General features: G+C 66.7%; 15 protein-coding genes. 11 read left to right on the top strand and 4 right to left on the bottom strand.

Features of this window, described 5'->3' with window-relative positions; all coding sequences use genetic code 11:
- Nucleotides 1-50 precede the first annotated feature (50 nt).
- Together CW348_RS10565 and CW348_RS10560 are read left to right on the top strand one after the other, a co-directional pair.
- The gene (locus CW348_RS10565; RefSeq protein ID WP_011292577.1) at nucleotides 51-707 is read left to right on the top strand and encodes a hypothetical protein; all 657 of its coding nucleotides are present in this window, start codon (nucleotides 51-53) and stop codon (nucleotides 705-707) included.
- Nucleotides 708-993: 286 nt separating this feature from the next.
- Nucleotides 994-1,626 carry a hypothetical protein gene (locus CW348_RS10560; protein ID WP_234351613.1) on the top strand — a complete coding sequence of 211 codons (633 nt, stop codon included), beginning with the start codon at nucleotides 994-996 and terminating at the stop codon, nucleotides 1,624-1,626.
- A gap of 200 nt (nucleotides 1,627-1,826) precedes the next feature.
- Here the strand turns inward: CW348_RS10560 and lexA are convergent, their stop codons facing one another.
- Entirely contained in the window at nucleotides 1,827-2,585 is a 759-nt protein-coding gene (gene lexA, locus CW348_RS10555) for a transcriptional repressor LexA (protein WP_061783777.1), read from the bottom strand.
- A 255-nt stretch (nucleotides 2,586-2,840) separates the two neighbouring features.
- On the opposite strand from lexA, the gene CW348_RS10550 reads away from it, so the two are divergent.
- The 5 genes from CW348_RS10550 to CW348_RS10530 all read left to right on the top strand — a co-directional run bounded on the left by CW348_RS10550 (nucleotide 2,841) and on the right by CW348_RS10530 (nucleotide 10,172).
- Nucleotides 2,841-3,383 carry a LysM peptidoglycan-binding domain-containing protein gene (locus tag CW348_RS10550; protein ID WP_011292574.1) on the top strand — a complete coding sequence of 181 codons (543 nt, stop codon included), beginning with the start codon at nucleotides 2,841-2,843 and terminating at the stop codon, nucleotides 3,381-3,383.
- A gap of 225 nt (nucleotides 3,384-3,608) precedes the next feature.
- Nucleotides 3,609-4,070: a transcriptional regulator NrdR gene (gene nrdR, locus CW348_RS10545; RefSeq protein WP_011292573.1), complete on the top strand. Its 462-nt coding sequence runs from the start codon at nucleotides 3,609-3,611 to the stop codon at nucleotides 4,068-4,070.
- 122 nt (nucleotides 4,071-4,192) lie between these two features.
- Nucleotides 4,193-6,997, top strand: a complete 2,805-nt coding sequence (locus tag CW348_RS10540) for a vitamin B12-dependent ribonucleotide reductase (protein WP_011292572.1) — start codon at nucleotides 4,193-4,195, stop codon at nucleotides 6,995-6,997.
- Nucleotides 6,998-7,203: 206 nt separating this feature from the next.
- Nucleotides 7,204-8,820 carry an SPFH domain-containing protein gene (locus CW348_RS10535; RefSeq protein WP_011292571.1) on the top strand — a complete coding sequence of 539 codons (1,617 nt, stop codon included), beginning with the start codon at nucleotides 7,204-7,206 and terminating at the stop codon, nucleotides 8,818-8,820.
- Entirely contained in the window at nucleotides 8,820-10,172 is a 1,353-nt protein-coding gene (locus CW348_RS10530) for an SPFH domain-containing protein (RefSeq protein WP_016188992.1), read from the top strand. Before CW348_RS10535 ends, CW348_RS10530 begins: the two co-directional genes overlap by 1 nt.
- Before the next feature lie 76 nt (nucleotides 10,173-10,248).
- Here the strand turns inward: CW348_RS10530 and CW348_RS10525 are convergent, their stop codons facing one another.
- The gene (locus tag CW348_RS10525) at nucleotides 10,249-10,938 is read right to left on the bottom strand and encodes a hypothetical protein (RefSeq protein ID WP_038043960.1); all 690 of its coding nucleotides are present in this window, start codon (nucleotides 10,936-10,938) and stop codon (nucleotides 10,249-10,251) included.
- Between the two features lie 191 nt (nucleotides 10,939-11,129).
- Here CW348_RS10525 and CW348_RS10520 point away from each other — a divergent pair, with 191 nt between their 5' ends.
- The 3 genes from CW348_RS10520 to CW348_RS10510 all read left to right on the top strand — a co-directional run bounded on the left by CW348_RS10520 (nucleotide 11,130) and on the right by CW348_RS10510 (nucleotide 15,173).
- Complete coding sequence (locus CW348_RS10520; RefSeq protein ID WP_011292568.1) at nucleotides 11,130-11,825, top strand: ribonuclease HII; 696 nt, start codon at nucleotides 11,130-11,132, stop codon at nucleotides 11,823-11,825.
- A gap of 149 nt (nucleotides 11,826-11,974) precedes the next feature.
- The gene (locus tag CW348_RS10515) at nucleotides 11,975-14,383 is read left to right on the top strand and encodes an AAA family ATPase (protein WP_287463585.1); all 2,409 of its coding nucleotides are present in this window, start codon (nucleotides 11,975-11,977) and stop codon (nucleotides 14,381-14,383) included.
- 67 nt (nucleotides 14,384-14,450) lie between these two features.
- Nucleotides 14,451-15,173, top strand: a complete 723-nt coding sequence (locus CW348_RS10510) for a nucleotidyltransferase family protein (protein ID WP_011292566.1) — start codon at nucleotides 14,451-14,453, stop codon at nucleotides 15,171-15,173.
- 75 nt (nucleotides 15,174-15,248) lie between these two features.
- Here CW348_RS10510 and CW348_RS10505 read toward each other — a convergent pair whose 3' ends face one another.
- Nucleotides 15,249-16,850, bottom strand: coding sequence for a hypothetical protein (locus CW348_RS10505; protein WP_011292565.1), 1,602 nt, complete (start codon nucleotides 16,848-16,850; stop codon nucleotides 15,249-15,251).
- Nucleotides 16,851-16,942: 92 nt separating this feature from the next.
- Complete coding sequence (locus CW348_RS10500) at nucleotides 16,943-17,191, bottom strand: hypothetical protein (RefSeq protein WP_011292564.1); 249 nt, start codon at nucleotides 17,189-17,191, stop codon at nucleotides 16,943-16,945.
- 702 nt (nucleotides 17,192-17,893) lie between these two features.
- Between CW348_RS10500 and CW348_RS10495 the strand changes: the two genes are divergently transcribed.
- Entirely contained in the window at nucleotides 17,894-19,960 is a 2,067-nt protein-coding gene (locus CW348_RS10495; RefSeq protein WP_011292563.1) for a SpoIIE family protein phosphatase, read from the top strand.
- The last annotated feature ends 68 nt before the right edge of the window (nucleotides 19,961-20,028 follow it).

Genomic DNA, 20,028 nt, shown 5'->3' with positions numbered 1-20,028 from the left:
CTCGGTGGCAGAGGAAGAGCGTCGATCTCCGGACAGGTGAAGGGAAGTCCATGGTCCAGCCGCCTCCCCCCGGCGGGTCCGCCACCCTCCATGAGGAGCCGCGCGGCAGCGGACGCGGCTGCGCGGTGGCTGTGCTGGTCAGCGCAGTACTCGTCCTCGTGCTGCTGGGGTGCGGAGGAGTCGGCCTCCTCGTCTGGCTGCGCGGTCCCGGCGGGGACTATGCGGAGGCCCCACCGTGCGCCCTCGTCGAAGAGAGCGGAGTCCTTGACCAACTGGTCAAGGGGTACGTGACCGACCTCGACGCTCCCGTAGACACCCAGGGCGCTACGTGGTGGGACGGCACCCAATGCCGGTGGACGACCACGGAGGATTCTCCCGGGATGCCGTCGAGCGTGAGTGTGGCCTTCATCCGCAGCGGAAACCGTTTCGGCCACGGGGGAGAGGCCTCCGCCCGGGCCGATCTGAAACGGGAATCGGAGGACAACGCGACGACCGCCGTGACGGGACTCGGAGACGAGGCCGTGCGGTGGTACGACGCCACAACCCTGCACGGGTGCGTGGCGGTGCGGAAGTCCAATCTCATGATCTCCGCTTGCTACGAGGCCAGCACGGACTTCTCCGCCACCCGGGAGGTCTCTGCGGAAGAGGCAATGGACGGTGCCGTGAGCGTGGCCCAGGAGATCGTCGCGACCCTGGAGCAGGAGTGAATCCGCTTCCAGCAGTCGAGAGCCCTGCCGGGGCGGCCTCCGCCAGGGATGCCGTGAAACCCCGCACACGAACGACCTTCCACTGTTGTTGGATAAGGATCATCCCATGACCCAACCTTCTTCTCCCTCGTCGCCGCACGGGCCGCAACCCCCGTACGGATCCCAGCCCTACGGCCCCCCGCCTCCTCCCCCCGGGCAGCCGCCCCACGGGGCGCAGTTCTCTCCCCCGCCGTACGGAGCGGGAGGATATCCGCCTGCTCCGCAGAAGACAGGGAGAAACGGCTGCTTGATCGCCGGGATCGTCGTGGGCGCGGCAGCGGTCCTCGGTATCGCCGGGATCCTCGTATTCGCCGCTCTGAGCAGCAGCGACAGCACCTCAGACCAGGAGACGTCCGCCACCGGGGAGACCTCGGACTCCCAGGGGACGACCTCGTCCGAGGTGGAAGGGGACTTCACGATGCTGCCCGACTGCTCGGTGGGGGAGCACAGCGAGCTGGAACGGCTCGTCCCCGACTACCGCGGGGAGGTTGAAGACGTCGACACCGGCGGCCAGGAATGGTGGGAAGGGCAGCACTGCTCCTGGGACAACGTCAACAGCCTGGGCAACGGCAGCTACGCCTTCCTCACGATCATGCTCAACGACCCTGGGGAGCGCTACCACACCAGCGACGACCTGGAGTGGTATTCCCAGGACTACACCACGACGGAGGTCTCCGGCCTCGGTGAAGGAGCCGTGTCCTGGTACGACAGTGAGAACCAGGTCGGCTGTGTTGCCACGTACGTGGCGAACCTGTCGTTCGCGTCCTGCTACGACAAGGTGAACTTCGGGGTGTCGCTTCCCGAGGAGGAGGCGATCCAGGAAGCGGAGACCTTGGCCCGCGCCACCCTCGAAGAGATCCGCCGCGGCGACTACCAGTAACGGACCGTTCCAGACGAGAGTGACCAGTCCTGGCCGTCCCCAGTGCGTGCCCCTTGCGGCGCGCCTGGGGCGGCCAGGCCAGTGGAGACAACGGGGCGGAAAATCCTACGAGAAAACAGCGGTAACAATTACCGACAAATGGCCCAAAAAGGACAATTCAGAGATTAATTACGGGGTCGTATCAAACTGAAGCGAAGTCGTTATACCTTGCGAAGAACGGTGACGACTTTGCCCAGAATGGTCGCAGAATCGCCGTTGATGGGCTCGTAGGCGCTGTTTCGCGGCAGCAGCCAGACGTGTTCTCTGTCACGCTTGAAGACCTTGACCGTGGCCTCGTCGCCTAGAAGCGCGGCCACGATATCCCCGTTGTTAGCGTCAGGCTGCTGACGGACAACGACCAGGTCACCGTCGGCGATAGCGGCATCGATCATGGAATCGCCCACGACGGTGAGCATGAAGAGCGTGCCCTCTCCGACAAGCTGCCGCGGCAGGGAGAGCACATCCTCGACATGCTCCTCCGCCAGAATCGGGCCGCCCGCCGCGATCCGGCCGAGCAGGGGAATGTCCACGATTTCCTCGGAGCCGGAGAGCCCGCCGAGTTCCCTTCGCGTGCGTCCGGAAGTTTTATGTGGAATACGAATTTCCACCGCTCGGGGGCGGTTCTGATCGCGGTGAAGGTACCCCTTGCGTTGCAACACCTTCAACTGGTGCGCGACACTTGAGGGGCTAGACAGCCCCACCGCCTCCCCGATCTCCCGGATGGACGGCGGATATCCCCGCTCACGCACGTAGCGGTGGATGACGTTGAGGACACTCCGCTGACGTTCCGTGAGTGTCGGAGCGTCACCTGTCTGCTCGGCAGAGGACCCCACGGAGTCATCCGTGCGGACCGGGTGGAGTGCGGAGACGGAACTCTCCTCCGTGTAAGGCTGGTGCCCTCCGCGGTTCTCCTCCGGCACGTCCGGCCTCCTCGGCGGTTAGTGTCCTCCGTTGGGGACTGTCGGCTTGCTACGACATCAATGCTCGTTCCGAAGGTCGAGGGCGTCGGCGTGATAGGACCGACGCCGATGCTCTACCGGAGCGAAACACATTCCACGTTAGTCCTTGGACAAGGCAATATCAAACAAACGTTCGAGATGATGCTGAAAAATTTCCCAGAATGCGGTAGTAATCGAACGCCGGTTCTGGTGGGCGGAGGTTCGAAGGGAAGGACGATGTCCCAGGCCGCGTTGCCGCATGCCCCCACGCCATCCGCTGCCCGCGCTTCCTGTCGGTCTACGAGCGACACGGACGCTGCCCGCGGCGGTCTGGAAACCGATCTTTACGACTGGTCCAAGGAGGTACCGGAGTGGATCAATGACGTCCCTCCACCCGAGGTCCGGCGAAGTCCGGCCAGTCCCGCCCGTAAACGGGCCGTACGCCCCGTCCCCGCAGGGCCCCCGCGGCTGACCAGGAGAGGACGGATCGTCCTGTTCTGCCTGCTCGGCACGGCAGCCGCCGCCGGCTGCGCCCTGTTCGCCGTAGCGTTTCTGGCCCTCAGCGCCTCCAACGCGGACGCTTCCACCGACACGCTCCTCCACCTCCCCGAACGGTCACGCACGGTCGTGGTCAACGAGGGAGACACGCTCTGGGAGATCGCTGAACGACTCCGTCCCGCAGAAGACCCGCGCAAGACTGTGGACGAGATCGTCGAGATCAACGGCCTCACCGAACCGGTGCTCACCCCAGGACAGGAACTCGTTCTACCATCCCCCTGAGACAGACGCTTCGCTCCCGCACACCGCACAATTGCGAACATCTCCAGCCACACACACCGTTCGCAGTCCGAAGCCGTGCGTGGCGACACGCCGGACGGACTTGTCTCAGGTTGCGTCTAAGACTCTCTAGCCGTAGGTTAACGGCCACTAGATCTAGTGCCTTCGTGGATGAAACCATCCACAAATTGTGGTTGTCCGGTGTTGACCTGGGAAGGATGACAAACAGTGCGCTGTCCCTTCTGCCACAACCAGGACACCCGGGTGATCGACAGCCGGGCCGCAGAAGAAGGTACAGCGATCCGACGCCGTCGCTCCTGCCCGGCCTGTGAGAGAAGGTTCACCACCCAGGAGACGGTGCTGCTCATGGTCACCAAGCGATCAGGAGCCACGGAGCCCTTCTCCCGCAGCAAGATCATCGCCGGAGTCCGACGGGCCTGCCAGGGCCGCCCGGTCACCGAGGACGCGCTCGCGCTCCTCGGACAGCGGGTCGAGGAGGAGATCCGCAGCCGCGGGGTTGCGGAAGTCAGCTCGCACGAGATCGGACTGACCATCCTCGGACCGCTGCGCGACCTCGATGAAGTCGCCTACCTGCGCTTCGCGAGCGTCTACCGCAGCTTCGAATCCCTCGAAGACTTCGAACGCGAGATCGCGGAGCTGAGGGCAGAGCGCACAGCAACCCAGGGCTGAACCCACCACCGGGCACCACAGCGTTCAACAAGCCATAGAGGACACTCAGGGTGCCGCCGGCTACGGCAGACGAACGGCGACCACCCTCGGATACACCTTTCCACCAAGGGGAGCGAAGCACGATGACCGAGACGGTGAGCGGCTCTGCCACGCGTAAAGGCAGAAAACCTCGCAGGGGGGTGAAGATCCAACGCGTCTTCACCACTCCTGGGGTCCACCCCTACGACACTGTGGAGTGGGAACGCCGCGACGTCGTCATGACCAACTGGCGCGATGGCTCGGTCAACTTCCGGCAGGATGGGGTCGAATTCCCCAAGAGCTGGTCGATGAACGCCACCCAGATCGTGGCCAGCAAGTACTTCCGCGGCGCCTTGGGCACCCCGCAACGCGAGTGGAGCCTCAAACAGCTCATCGACCGGGTCGTCGACACCTACACCGCAGCCGGTCGGGAGCACGGCTATTTCGCCTCCGACGAGGACGCTGAGATCTTCGATCACGAGCTCAAGTACGCCCTCGTCCACCAGATGTTCAGCTTCAACTCCCCGGTCTGGTTCAACGTCGGAACCTCGTCGAAGGCGCAGGTCTCCGCCTGCTTCATCCTGTCGGTGGACGACACCATGGAGTCGATCCTCGACTGGTACAAGGAGGAGGGGCTGATCTTCAAGGGCGGCTCCGGCGCGGGGGTGAACCTCTCTCGCATCCGCTCCAGCAAGGAGCTGCTCTCCTCTGGTGGAACCGCGTCCGGCCCGGTGTCCTTCATGCGCGGCGCCGACGCCTCTGCCGGAACCATCAAATCCGGGGGCGCCACCCGGCGGGCCGCCAAAATGGTGGTCCTCGACGTCGACCACCCAGACATCGAAGAGTTCATCGAATGCAAGGCACGCGAAGAACGCAAGATCCGGGTGCTGCGCGACGCCGGCTTCGACGTGGACCTGGGCGGCGCTGACATCATCAGCGTTCAGTACCAGAACGCCAACAACTCCGTGCGGGTCTCCGACAAGTTCATGCGTGCCGTGGAGAACGATGAGGATTTCGACCTCATCGCCCGCACCACCGGGGAAGTCATCAGCAAGGTCCGGGCCCGGGACCTGTTCCGCAAGATGGCTCAGGCCGCCTGGGAGTGCGCGGACCCGGGCATCCAGTACGACGACACCATCAACGACTGGCACACCACGCCGGAAAGCGGTCGGATCACTGCCAGCAACCCCTGCTCCGAGTACGTCCACCTGGACAACTCGTCCTGCAACCTGGCTTCGATCAACCTGATGAAGTTCCTCGACGAGGATGGCTCGTTCCGCGTCGAGGAGTTCGAACGGCTCACCGAGCTGGTCATCACGGCGATGGACATCTCCATCTGCTTCGCCGACTTCCCCACCGAGAAGATCGCCGAGACCACCCGCGCGTACCGCCAGCTCGGTATCGGCTACACCAACCTGGGCGCCCTGCTCATGGCGACCGGGCACGCCTACGACTCCGACGGGGGCCGCTCGGTGGCTGCCGCGATCACCTCGCTGATGACCGCCGCGGCCTACCGGCGCAGCGCGGAACTGGCCGGGGTCGTCGGCGCCTACGAGGGCTACGCCAAGAACGCGGAGGCCCACAAGCGCGTCATGCGCAAGCACGCGGCAGCCAACGACGCACTCCGCCCGGTCGGACAGTTGGAGAAGCCGATCCACGACGCCGCCACCCGCGCGTGGAAGGAGTGCCTGGAACTCGGGGAACGCCACGGATGGCGCAACGCCCAGGCCAGCCTGCTCGCCCCCACCGGCACCATCTCCTTCATGCTCGACTGCGACACCACCGGCATCGAGCCCGACTTCTCCCTGGTCAAGATCAAGAAGCTCGTGGGCGGCGGGTCCATGAAGATCGTCAACCAGGGCATTCCGCGGGCGCTGCGCACCCTCGGCTACAACGAAGACCAGATCCAGGCCATCGTCGACTACGTCGCTGAGCACGGCCACGTCGTCGACGCCCCTGAACTGCGCCCGGAACACTACGAGGTTTTCGACTGCGCCACCGGCAAGCGCTACATCCGACCCATGGGCCACGTGGAGATGATGGCGGCAGTCCAGCCGTTCCTCTCCGGCGCGATCTCCAAGACCGTCAACCTGCCCGAGGAAGCCACGGTCGAGGACTTCGAACGCCTCTACTTCGAAGGCTGGAAGAAGGGCCTCAAGGCGCTCGCGGTCTACCGCGACAACTGCAAGGTCGGCCAGCCGTTGTCCACCACGAAGAAGGAAGAGGAGAAGAAGGAGGAGTCCCGCCCCGTCGAGCTCCGGAGCCCGGTGCGGCGCCGGCTGCCGAAGCGGCGTCCCAGCCAGACCATCTCCTTTACGGTCGGGGGTGCTGAAGGCTACATCACCGCCGGCTCCTACCCCGACGACGGGTTGGGCGAAGTGTTCCTCAAACTCGGCAAGCAGGGCTCTACGCTCGCCGGGATCATGGACGCCTTCTCCATCGCGATCTCCATCGCGCTGCAGTACGGGGTGCCGCTGCAGACCTACGTGGAGAAGTTCACCAACATGCGCTTCGAACCGGCGGGGATGACCGACGACCCCGACATCCGGATGGCGCAGTCGGTCGTGGACTACATCTTCCGCCGCCTCGCCCTGGACTACCTGCCGTACGAGGAGCGCGCCGCACTCGGCGTCTTCACCGCGGAAGAGCGGGCTGCCCAGGCCGCCGGCGAGGACCCGGCCCAGGTCGCTGCCCAAGTGGTCACCTACGCCCAGTCCGCGCCGGTCACCGAGACGCTGACCGCGCCTCCGGAACCGGAGCCGAAGCCGCGGAGTACGGTGGAGTCCACGGAGTCCCGCAAAGAGTTCAGCGCTGACGCGCCGCTCTGCGTGAGCTGCGGCACCAAGATGCGGCCGTCCGGAAGCTGCTACGTCTGCGAAGGCTGCGGCTCGACCAGCGGCTGCAGCTAACCGACTGCAGGGCATCCCCGCAGCCACGTCCCGCGAGGGCGGCCACCCGGCCGCCCTCGCGCATTTTGGGACGGTTGCTCTCTTGTTACTCGGAAGTCCGTATCCCTGTGAAAGGATGCCGGGACCGCGGAGGAATCGGAACCAGACGAGTGTCCACCGCGTCTGGACAGTATGTCCTCAACATCAATGGAGAGGAGTCCTCGCCTATGTCCTTTGCGCAAGCCGTGCGCGGGGCAGCAAGCGCGATCGCCCAAGGAGGCGATCCGCGCCAGGTGCTCAGCGACGCTGTCGACCAGGCAGCTGAGCAGTATGGACTCGACCCCGCGGACTTCCTGGCCGCACGCGACCAGAACGCTTCCGTGGGCACCCGGATCGAACAGCAGACCACGTCTCTAGCCAACGCGGGCGAGGCACTCAACCGCAGCCGCTACGAGCGCGGCCCCGAGGGACCCGTCCACGTCATCTGCCCCATGGTGATCCCGCGCGGCCGCACCGCGCGAGCCCTGCTCCCAGTGATCCTGCTCGTGATGCTAGGACTGGTGGGCAGCCTCGTCACCCTGCCGCTGCCGCACGCCACCATGATCTTCTTCGGTCCCCACTACTGGGTGCTGACCGCCGCGATCGGCGCCTTCAGCTGGTGGCGGCAGGGCATGGTCATGGTGCCCGACGGCTGCGTCGCGCTGATCAGCAAGTTCGGGAAGCTGGAGCAGGTCGTCGGTCCTGGCCGGGTCACCCTGCTCAACCCGTGGAAGCGGGTGTCCTACATCATCAACACGACCCGGGAATACCCCTTCAACGCCCCGATCCGGGAGGCGCCCACCAGGAGCGGCGTCAAAGCCTCGGTCGACCTGTTCCTCCAGTTCCGCATTGAAGACCCCATCGAGTTCGTCTTCACCCTGGGCGCGGTCCAAGGCTTCCAGGACAAGCTCAACAACGCCATCAGTGAGACGACCCGCAGCCTCATCTACGAACAGGAGGCCGCGAAGATCTACGACCTGGTCGGGGAGAACACCACCCGCCTGCTGGAGCAGCTCAACCAGCAGTTCCTGCCCGCGGTGCGCTTGACCAGTGTCAACATCACCCACGCGGAGCCGTCCAGCCAGGAGTACCGCATGAACCTGGCCGCCCCCGAGATGGTGCGGGTGGCGAAAGAGGCCTACACCTACGAGTACCAGCTCCAGCTCCGCAAAGAGCAGAACGAGGGAGACCTCAACAAGGAGCTCGCCTCCCTCAACGAGACCCTCTCCGGGATCCAGGCAGAGATCGCCCAGTACCAGGCGCAGATGGACACCGCCTTGGAGCGGGAGACCAACCGCGCCCGTGCCCTGGCCCGGCAGCGGTTCGTCGAGGCGGAGAGCACCGCGCAGGCCAATGCCGCGCTGCTGGAAGCGCAAGCCCTGGACATCCGCGCGGTCAGCGCGGCTGAGGCCCCCGAGATCCTCAACTACCGCTTCCAACAGGACCTGCTGGACAAGCTGGAAGCGGTGGCGGACAGTCTGCCGCAGCTCGTACAGGTCGGCGACGGCGACGCAGCCATCGACTTCCTCCGCGTGGCGCAGCAGCTCATCGGCGGCACGGACCCGGTGCTCTTCTCCGACGAAGAGATCGCCGCGCTCCGTACCCGGCTCGCCGAAATCCAGGAGCGTATCGCTGCCCGCGAACCCGAGATCGCCGCACTGCTCGGCGAGCAGGAAACGCCCCAGGCCACTGAGGCAACCCTCGCGGAGCAGAGCCCGGCATCGGAGGGGGAAGCAGGGGGCAGCCCGTCCCCCGGTGAGCCGCACACGGCGCACTACGACTCCGACCAGTGGGGAGGCCAGTGATGAGTCAGCCGGTCAGCCGCGGGAACTCCACCATCAAAGAGGCGCTCGCCTCCTGGGGTGACATTGCCCGCCTGCTGCGCGGCGGCGACCAGGGGGCGCTGGTCCCCGTCGTGATTCCCCGGGACAGCCGCGGGCTCAAATGGATGACCTTCGTGTGGGTGGGGATCTACCTGGTCCTGACCGCGCTGGTCGCCGCCCTGGCCGCAGGGGAGATCGTCGGGACGGTCATCGCGGTCCCCGCCCTGTTCTTCGGGATCATCTCGCTCGCCCTCGCCCTGCTGTGGTGGTGGCGCTCCTCCATCGTGGAGATCGAACAGGGCACCACGGGGGTGCTCACCAAGTTCGGGGCTATCGTCGCGGAGCTCGGACCGGGACGCCACTACCTGTGGCACCCGTGGACCCGCGTCGACTTCGTGGTGGACACCTCCACCGAAATCCCCTACAACGCCCCCGTGCTCGCCTGCCCCACCAAAGAGAACGTTCCGCTCAAGTCGATCGAGTTCTTCCTGAAGTTCCGGATCACGAACGCGACCGCCTTCGTCCGCACCATCGGCGCCAGCAACTTCGACCTGGTGCTGTCCAGCGCAGTGCAGGATGCGATCCGCCAACGCAGCCGCCTGGTGCAGACGGAGAACGCCCACGACCTGCGGGGCTCGGATGTCGCGGACATGCAGGAGCTGCTGAACCGGCAGCTCAGCCGGTACGGGGTGCAGATCATGGGCTGCAACATCCCCGACGTGCAGCTCCCCGACCAGTACCAGCAGCACCTGTCCACCCGGGAGCGGGTCGCCAAGGAGATGGTCGCCTACGAGCAGGAGTGGGAGCTGATCCGCAAGCGCCGCATCGACACGCTCCTGATGGACATCGAACGGTCCAAGAAGACCCGGGATGCCAAGATCGTCGAGGTCAACGCGGCGTTGAACCGGGCTCGCCAGGACGTGGCGCAGATGCTGGAGGAGCAGGAGACCGAGGCGCAGCGGGTGCGCTACGAGATCGAGACGCGGGGCCGGACCAACTTGGTCGCCGCCATCAACGAAGCCACTGCGCAGCGGCGGCTCGCCACCGCCTACCGCGACAACCAGGCGATGCTCCGCTACGAGCTGGCCCGGCGTCGACTGGAAGTGGGCGCCAAGCTCGCCGAACAGGCCCCCACTCCGGTAGTGGTGCGCACCGGCTCAGGGGCAGGGGACACGTCCGCGCTGTCCACGCTTCTGCTCGCCCAGCTTCTGCCGGGGATCACGGAACGCCGGACGAGCGGGCTCGGCTCCGTCATCGGTGCGCGCATCGAGGAAGGGGACGCGGTCCAGCAGGCGCAGGAGGCCATCGCCCACTACCGCCAGCAGGATCGGTAGTCCATCGGAAAACAGCCACGACAGACAGTGCGGGGGTGGGCTGGAAGCCCACCCCCGCACGTGGTTGCGGCCGAGGTCAGTGCTCGGTCCAGGAGTACCATTCGCCTCCGATGTGCTCGTAGACCCGGTTGCCGTGACCGGGCACGAACACGTCGGTCGGCAGCACTTTGGGGCTGTAGGCCAGCCCCGACTTCTTCAGCAGCCCGGCACCCTCCACAGTGAACAACGTCACACCTTCGAGCTCGGTGACCTCACTCACCGGGTAGAAACCCGTCCACTGCTCCTCCGGGAGGAGCACCGTGGAAGAGTTGGAGGTGGCTCGCAGCCGCAGCAGGTCGTCGGCTGACGCGTCCACCCGCGCCTGCAAGGGGACATCCGCGAGGGAGAGCACCACAGCGGCGAGGGCGATCAGCGGTGGAGTGAGCCAGCGCAGCCAGTAGTAGCGGATCATTGGCCGGGCCACCGTCATCGCGATGCCCAGCCGCAGCGCACCCATGGTGGCGAGCAGCGCACCCCCGCCGAGGCCCAGGATGAAGCTGGGCAGGTGGCCACCGGGCACGCTGTCCTCGTACAGCAGCACCAAGGCCACGATGACGCAGCTAGGCAGGTACAGCACCCCCGGGGGACGCGACGCCCAGGAGATGATCCGCTGGGCAAGGGTCGGCCGAGGCGCAATAGAGATGAGTTTGGCGACCGATTCCTCCCCGGTCCCTGGCTGTCCACCCTGTGGTGCGGGTCCAGTGGGCTCGGGAGTGGCGGCGGACATGAGGAGGCAGCCCCCAACAGAACAAAGGAACACGTGGAACGGAAAACAAGCGAACGGGCACGGTAACCCCACGAGGGAGCGGCCGCAGGGACGGCCGTGTGGGGCAGCCCGTATCTCTCCCAGAATAGGGGAAGCGGAGAGACCGACGTGCGCTACCGCGGAGTAGTGCGGAATCTCGCTACTCTGGCCGAATGGTGAAGGCATCAGCGACGATTCCCCCGCCGACCTACGACGTGGAACAGGAGCTCATCGCAGCGGGCGCCCGGGTCGTCGCCGGGCTTGACGAGGTAGGGCGCGGCGCCTGGGCCGGCCCTGTCCTGGTCTGCGCGGCGATCACCGACGGCTCGCCTCCCCCGGAAGGGCTCACCGACTCCAAACGGCTCACCCCGCGGCGGCGTACCGCCATGGCCGAACAGGTGCGTTCCTGGGTCCGCGGCTACGCCTTCGGCCAGGCCTCGCCCGCGGAAATCGACCGGCTCGGCATGACCGAGGCGCTTCGGTTGGCTGCCCACCGGGCGCTCGACGCCCTGCCGGTGCGCCCCGATGCGGTCATCGTGGACGGCAAGCACGACTACGTCGGTGCCCCGTGGACCGTGCGTACCCACGTCAAAGCCGACCTGACCTGCGTCAGTGTCGCGGCAGCCTCGGTCCTCGCCAAAGTGCACCGCGATGCGCTCATGGCCGAGCTGGACGCCGAGTACCCCGGCTACGGTTTCGCTACGGGAGCGGGCTACCCTTCGCCGGTCCACCGCGCAGCGCTGGCCGAACACGGGCCCACCCCCCACCACCGGCTGTCCTGGTCCTACCTGGACCGGCTGCCGCGCTGGCGCCATCTGCGCGTGGTCCGGGACAGCGCCGTGGACGGCCAGTTGAGCCTTCTGGACTGAGCCCGTCCGCAGGAGGGCCCGGCCCGCTCCGGTCCGCGACACGCGCAGCGCTCCTTACGCGACACGCGCGGTAAGCGGCAGTATGGAACGCGAGCCGGTACGAGTGTCCCTGAAACAGGGCGCACAGGGCATATCGCGAAAGGGGCAGCATGGGGCGCCAGATCGAACCCCGAGCCGCGCAGCGGCCCAGGGCGGCCTCTCTGGAACGCCTCCGTTCCACCTACCACCGGACCCCGTTACGTACCCGGCTGCTCGCCGGGCTGGGGATTGTCCTCGCCGCCGCGGTGGTCGCGGTGCTCACCCAGCTCTCCGTGTGGGCGACAGTCACCGGAACGGTTCTGCTGCTTGCACTGTTCACCGCGTTCATGCACTCCGCCGGGGCACTCGCCACCGCCGTGGTCTGCGTGGGCTGGACGGTGGTGGCCCACACCCTGATGTCGATTCCGCTGCACGGCCAGCCGGCACTGCTGCTCATCCCGCTGCTGCCGCTGCCCGTGGCGCTCGTGGCCGCGCGCATCTCCGCGTTCCCGGTGTGGCACACCACGCTGGTGACCCTGCTCGGCGGACTGATCGTCGGCTTCGGGCTGGCCTTGGCCCATATGACCATTCCGGCGGTTCCCGCAAGCCTGGGGGTCGCCGGGATGGTGCTGGGTGCCGCGGTGACCCTGCTCTGGCGGTGGGTGGCGGCCCGCCAGCTCACCAAGGAGCTGGACCGCTACCGGCAGGAGGGAAGGGCTGCCGCCGCTGCGGGGCCCGCCGTCCCCGCGGCCCAGCGCGCTCGCGCCCGCGGCGGGAAAGGCAGCGCGGGCAAAGGAGAGGTCGCCGCAGAAGAACCGATCCCGGTCACGGAGGCGCTGGCCCAGCTCGAGAGCATGATCGGTTTGGAACCGGTCAAACAGCAGGTCCGCGCGATCGCTGCCGCGATCGAAGCGGCCCGGCTGCGGGCCGACGCGGGATACAGCGTCGACCGGCCGCTGCGCCACTTTGTGTTCTCCGGGCCGCCCGGAACAGGCAAGACGAGTGTTGCGCGCACCCTCGCCACGATCTTCCACTCCTTCGGGCTGCTCCCCACGGCACGCGTGGTTGAAGCGAGCCGCGCCGACCTGGTTGGGGAGTACCTCGGCGCGACCGCGATCAAAACCAACGAACTCGTGGACCGGGCCCTGGGCGGGGTGCTGTTCATCGACGAGGCGTACTCGCTCGTCAACGAGGGGGACGGCCAGCCCGACCGGTTCGGCAACGAAGCAGTGCAGACCCTGCTGAAGCGGGCCGAGGACGACCGCGACCGCCTCGTCATCATCCTCGCCGGCTACGAGGCGGAGATGGACCGCTTCCTCGCCTCCAACCCGGGACTCGCCTCCCGGTTCGCCACCCGCATCAGTTTCCCCAGCTACACCGCGGACGAACTGCGCCGCATCGCTGAGTCCTTCTTCGCCCGCCGCGGCGACCGGCTCGACGAGGCCGCCGCCGCGGAACTAGCGGAACGGATGGAGCAGGTCGTCCAACGCGGAGTGGTCGACGAACTGGGCAACGGCCGGTTCGCCCGCTCCCTGGTGGAGAAGGCTGCCGAGGCCCGCGATGTGCGGGTCGTCGCCCGGGAGTCTTCCGGGAAGCGTCCCGACCCGGAAGAACTGGTGACGGTGCGGGCCGCCGACATTGTCGCCGCTTACGAGGCCCTCACTGCGAGGCTCCCCGGTTTCACTCCGCCCCCCGACATCACCGAGGCGCTCGCGGAGCTCGACGCGATGGTCGGCCTGGAACCGGTCAAACGCCAGGTCCGCGCCATCGCCGCCCAACTGCGGATGGCCCGGCTGCGCGAGGGACAAGGCCTGCGGGTCCCAGCTCCGATGCGGCACTTCGTCTTCGTCGGCCCCCCAGGCACCGGGAAGACCACGGTGGCCCGCATCCTGGGCCGAGTGTTCGCGGCGCTGGGGCTGCTCACCCGCGCCGACGTGGTGGAGGCGAGCCGCGCCGACCTGGTGGGCGAGCATCTGGGTGCGACCGCGATCAAGACCAACCAGCTGGTGGACCGGGCCCTGGGCGGGGTACTGTTCATCGACGAAGCGTATTCGCTGGTCAACCCCGGCTACAGCGGCGGCGACGCGTTCGGCTCTGAAGCAGTGCAGACCCTGCTCAAACGCGCCGAAGACGACCGGGACCGGCTGGTCATCGTCCTCGCTGGCTACCCGGAGGACATGGACCGCTTCCTCCACAGCAACGCCGGGCTGGCTTCGCGGTTCACGGTGCGCGTGGCCTTCCCCAGCTATACGCCTCAGGAACTCATCGAAATCGCGGAGCGCACCGCCGCGCAGACCGGGGATTCCTTCGACGAAGGGGCCCGCGCGGACATGGAACGGGTCTTCAGCTACGTGTGCGAGTCGGGCTGGATCGACGAGCTCGGCAACGGCCGCTTCGCCCGGTCACTGTTTGAAAAGGCGTGCTCCTACCGCGACCTGCGGGTCGCGGAGAACCTCGGTGAGCGGGCCAGTGCCGCCGATCTGACCACGATCACCAGCGCCGACCTGCGCGCCGCCTACACAGAGCTGACCCAGCGGTGAACAGTGGGGCCGCCGCAACGGACTGCACACTTCCGGAAGATCGGGCGGCCCCTGCTATGGTCCGCTCATGAGTCGTTCCAGCGAACCTATCCGACAGGCCGTCATTCTCGCCGGGGGGCAGGCGACCCGGTTGCGGCCCTACACCGACACCCGTCCCAAGGCCATGGTCGAGGTCGCCGGTCGGCCGATCATCGACTACCAACTGGAATGGCTAGCCCGGCACGGTGTCGAGCATGTCGTGGTCTCCTGCGGCTACAAGGCGGAGGTGTTGCGGGAGCACCTCTCAGGGCGGACCGATCCTGAAGTCAGCATCCTGGTGGAAGACGAGCCGTTGGGGCGCGGTGGCGCGCTGCGTTTCGCGAGCTCCGGGCTCCGCGACACCGAGTCCCCCTACTTCGCGCTCAACGGCGACATCCTGACGTGGTTCCCCCTGGACGAGTTCACCGCCTACCACCGGGAGAAAGGCGGGCTCATCACGCTCGCCCTGGCGCAGTACCGCACGAGCTGGGGGATTGTGGACGTCACCGACAGCGGCCTGATCGAAGGGTTCACCCAAAGCCCGCTGCTGCCGTTCTGGATCAATGCCGGCGTCTACATTTTCGAGCCGGAGGCCACTGAGCTGCTGCCGGTCAAGGGTGACCACGAGTCCAGCACGTTCCCGGAGCTAGCCAAGCAGGGGCGGCTCTACGGCTACCGGATCGACGGTTTTTGGCGAGGAGTGGACACCGTCAAAGACGTCAAGGAAGCCAGCGAGCAGATTCCACGCCTCTTCGGCGGAGCCGCGCAGTAACTGCCGGGGAGCGGGCGGACTGCCCGCTCCCCGAAGGGCGGTCCGTGCCCCCGGAAGAGGCCGTGGACCGCCGGGCTAGAGTTCGTCGAGGATTTTGACGAGCGCGGCTTCATCATCGGCCCCGCTCAGCGCGACGAGCAGCGTGTCCAGGACTTCGGACCGCGAAAGCCCGCGGTCGAGCAGCCGCTGCGCCGCGGACCACAGGTTGGGCGGGTCCCCGCGCCACAGCCGGTCGGCGAGCTCTTCATGCGCGTCAAGTGCTTCCTCGTCCAACCGGTCGAGAGGCCGGTACGGCTCCTTGGGGGCCCCGCTGTGCCGTCCGCGCGGCTTCTGGGGCGGGTCGTAGGAGCCGAAGTGGTCGAGCCGCAGCAGTGCCCGCCGTCCGGACCGGGTCGTTGGGTCGAACTCGTCGTGGGCCAACTCGGTCACCAGCGGGAAGGCGAACATGCGGCGGGGTAGGGCGGAGAGGTCCCCGTCGGGCAGGAGCCGGTTGAGCACTTCGCGGCGCAGTCCGAACGTGGACGAAGGGTCCCAGTACGACCGGGAGAACGCGGCTGTCGCCTCCCATACCGCGTCGACCGTGGCGTGGACCGCCACTTCCGGGAGTCCTTGGAAGGGGCCGGCCCAGCGGACCCACGCTGCTAGGACATGCGGCATGGCTTCCTGTTCCTCCGGCAGCAGCAGCACGCGGCGCGGCAGCCATTCCAGCAGAAAAGCCTCGACTTTCTGCGGGCTGACCCGCATGGGGCGGCCGAAGTCGGCGTCGCAGCCGTAGTCGATGATGTGCTCCGCGCAGCGTCCCGCAGCGTAACTGTCGGACAGGTCGGCCGCAGCATCGGAAGCGAGGAAGCGCGCGGCGAGGGTGGCGCGTCGGTCGCGCCGCCACGACACGGCGCGGCTGGGCGGTTCGGGCGGCAGGATGCGGGCGCGCGCCCGAATGAACCCGAGAAGCTGGGTGACCGAGCGGCTGGGCCGGAAAGCGGGGGAGTCGGCGGCGGTCGCGGCCACGAGGCGGGCAGTCCGGTCGATCGCCGACGTGAGCAGGGTGTGGGCGCGCCCCAGGGAGACCGAGGTGAAGGACATCATGGGGTCTCGGGCTGCCTGGTCGGCGCCGTGGCGGAGCAACTGGTCGACCTTGGTGCTCACCCACGCATCGCGCAGCACGCCTCCCAGGTTGTGGTCGATGGTGGTGACCAGCGCGTGCTCCCCGGACGGTGCGCCTTCCTCGGTTTCGTGGCGGTAGACGCAGATGAGTTCGTCCGCGTCGCCGAAGAGGGAGCGGGACACGTAGGCCTTGATAGGTCGGACCGTGGCGGGTGAGGTGACCCAGTGCGGGCTGGCGATGCCGCGGGCAGCGAGCTCTCGGGCGCCGCGCCGGGCGATCAGCCGGTGCCGAGCGGACACCCCGATGGTGGAGACCCCGGTGAGCAGGGCCAGGGCAGCCGGGGTGGCGGCACGGCGAGCGTAGTCGAGCAGGCCCTCGCCGATGATGAGGTCCGGGTCGATGTCCCGGGTCCGCATTTCCTGCCAGGTGCTCAGTAGCTCACTGACAGTGATCTCTGCATCAAGGGGATGACGTACCGTCAGCAGCGCCCGGGCGCCGCGGAGGAGTTCCGCGAACACCTCGTCGGGCGGTGGAACGGCAGCAGAGCGGGAGGAAGAGGGCGGATTCGACACTCAACGAGGGTATGACAAGGACAGGGAAAGGGCTGGGAATGGTTTCGGCCTAGTCGCGTGGTATCAGCAGAGCGCGGGAGGTCCGATCAGGATCAATCTAGCAGGCCGGTATCGGCAGCGGATGGGGACGCGGACGGAGGTGCGGATTCGACGAGGGCACGCAGGTGCTCTCGAGCGACGCGTTCGACCAGGCTGGGCGTGGCCTCGAACCCGAGGTGCCGGGCGCAGTGCCAGGTGTCGGTGACACAGCGTTCCACCGAGCGGTGCGGCAGGGTGTGGAATTCGTTACGTAGTCGGGCTGTGACGTGCTGCATGTCCGTGTGCTGGTCGATCCTGAGCATTCACGCCCCCTCGTGACGTCGGCGGAAACGGTGGCCGATTCCATTCCACAACGTCGGAGCAGCCTGTCAAGCCCTCCTGCCTGGACCTTGCCCAAGTTTGGGGTGATTTGGGAAGTTTGTTGCGCTATATCTGTTATGCGGGGATTGACCGCTGGAAATCCGACACTCAGCTCACCGGAGCTGTGACGTTCCGTGGGGGCGGAGGGAAAAGCGGGGACTCGAGGGGGACCCGGGAAGCGTGGGGGAGAAGAACCCTAAACCTTATTTCGGTCAGCGCTGCTTCGCAAAGCTGCGGCGAAAGCCAAAGGTCTACCACGGAGAACAGCGGGGTTTCCCTAAAAAGGACGACCGAAACGGCGAGATCCTCCGGATATCATTAGGGTAACGTATATTGTTTACTCTCCGCTATTGTCGCGGGCTGCGCCCTTTGGCTAGACCGGGGGATCAAACCGTCGTGTCCTATGCTGAGGCGGTGCGGTGACAGGCGAAATTGCGGTGAGGTACGGTTTCCAGAACTGGGGTTTCCTGTTTTTCCGGCGGACCGTGCGGGGAGGGAGTGGTCGCTGTGGGCACCGTTCGCGGTCCCGCCCGACGGGACATACCCCCTATTCTCAATAGGGATGGCCGAGCACCGTACCAGCCGCTTCCCGCAGCCCTCAGATCTATTCTGATCACGGGGAAAGGGTCCCGGAGGTGTCACCGATGAGCACCGAGACGTCCGTCCCGTTTCTCCGAGTTTCCCCTATGCACCCCGTTGACTCCGCACTCCTGGACACGCTTCTCAAAGAGGCGCCCATCGGTTTCGCCTTCTTCACCCCGGACTTTTGCTTCCAGCGCGTCAACCGTACCCTGGCCACTATTTACGGGCGGTCGGCCGACGAATGCTACGGCCGCACGCCGGACGACGTCCTTCCTCCGCCGGACGCTGCAGAGCACAAGCGGGCCCTTTCCGCGGTGCTGGCTGGTGAATCAGTGGTCTACAGCGACCACCATCTCATCGGTGGCACCCCCAGAAACCCCGACGAGGAACGCCACTGGGCGCTGTCCTGGTTCCCCGCCTACGACGAGGGGAAGATCACCGGGGTGGCGCTGATCGCGGTCGACATCAGCGAACGCCATAAGGCGGAGTTGGCGCTACGGCGCAGCGAAGAGCGCTACCGCGCCCTGATGCAGGCGAGCAACCAGATTGTCTGGGCCGCCGCCCGCGACGGCCGAGTCGACGAAGACTGTCCGGAATGGCGCGCCCTCACCGGCCAGTCGGTAGAGGAGTACCTCGCCGAAGGCTGGCTGGCCGCGGTACACCCCGACGACCGCGAGCGCGTCCAGCTCGCATGGGAAGACGCCGTTGAAGACGGGACGGTCTTCGAAGAGAACTTCCGGGTCCGCCACCACAGCGGCGAGTACCGGCACTACCGCACTCGCGCAGTCCCCCTGACCCGCGACAACCAGGTCGTGGAGTGGGTCGGCACGCACGTCGACGTCACCGCCACCGATGAGGTGCGGCAGCTCCTCACCCAGCAGCTGCAGAAGGCGGCGATGCGGACGGCCCGGTTGCAGAAGGCCACAGCCGACCTCGCCGAGGCGCTCACCGTCGATCAAGTGGTCAACGTGATGACCGAGATCGGCAGTTCCGCGGTCGGGGTGTACCGCACCGCGGTGGCCCAGCTCACCCCGGAACGGCTCAAACTGCAGCTTCTCAACGACGACGGCATCCCGGACGTGCCCGGAGCGCCGCCCCGCGAGATGCGGCTCGAAGACCTCAGCATGATGACCCTGGCGGTCCGCGAAAGCCGCACCATCATCGCGGGGTCGCCGGAGGCGCTGCGGGAGGTCATGAAAGACCACGAGAACACGCTCACCTACCTGGAGCACACCGACGAGCGGGCCTGGATCGCCCTGCCCATGATGAGCGCGGGCCGCCCGATCGGCGCGCTGCGCTTCTCTTTCCGGGAGCCCCGGGAGATCTCCGAAGAGGAACGGACGTTCCTGGAAGCGCTTGCGGGGCAGTGCGCGCTGGCCTTGGAACGCGCCGCCCTGTATGAGCGGGAGCACAACACGGCCGAGGCCCTGCAGAAGAGCCTGCTCCCCGAAGAACTCCCCGAAGTACGCGGAATCCGGTTGGGGAAGCTCTACAACCCCGGAACCAAATACGTGCAGGTGGGTGGGGACTGGTACGACGCGTTCCGGCTGACCGACGGCCGGGTGGCCGGCGTGCTCGGCGACGTCATGGGCAAAGGGATCAAAGCGGCGACAGGGATGAGCCGGGTGCGTAATGCGCTGCGCGCCTTGGCGTTCAGCATGCCCGAGCCCGCGGACGTCCTCACCGGTCTCGACAACCTGTTCGCCGCGACTGAGAGCAACGATCAGATTACAACTCTGATCTACTTCGTGCTGGACCCGGAAAGCGGCCACGGTACCCTCGCCAACGCCGGGCACCTGCCCCCGCTACTGATCCCAGAAGAAGGGGAGCCTCGGCTCCTGGAAACCGAGCCGTCGACCCCGCTCGGTATTCCTTTGCCGAGAGAACAGCACAAATTTTTTGTCCCACCCGGTAACACCATGGTCCTCTACTCCGATGGACTAGTAGAGAACCGCAAGCGTGCTGCAGGAGCGGGTCTCGAAGAACTCGTCACCGCAGCTTCCCGAGCACCGGCGGAGGTGGTGGGCGATCCACAGAAAATCCTGAAGTACCTTGTGGAAAGGATGCTTGCGGGGCATGACCAGGATGATGACGTAACCTTGCTTGCCGTCCACGTCCCCGCAACGTGAGATCGGGTCGCGCGAGCAGCCAGCGGCGAACTACCCGTCCGCCCGCCTAAGGTGGGAGCAAAAGATCC

The sequence above is a fragment of the Thermobifida sp. genome, from assembly GCF_017577275.1.
Taxonomy (GTDB): domain Bacteria; phylum Actinomycetota; class Actinomycetes; order Streptosporangiales; family Streptosporangiaceae; genus Thermobifida; species Thermobifida fusca.
This window is presented reverse-complemented; position numbering and strand designations above follow the sequence as displayed.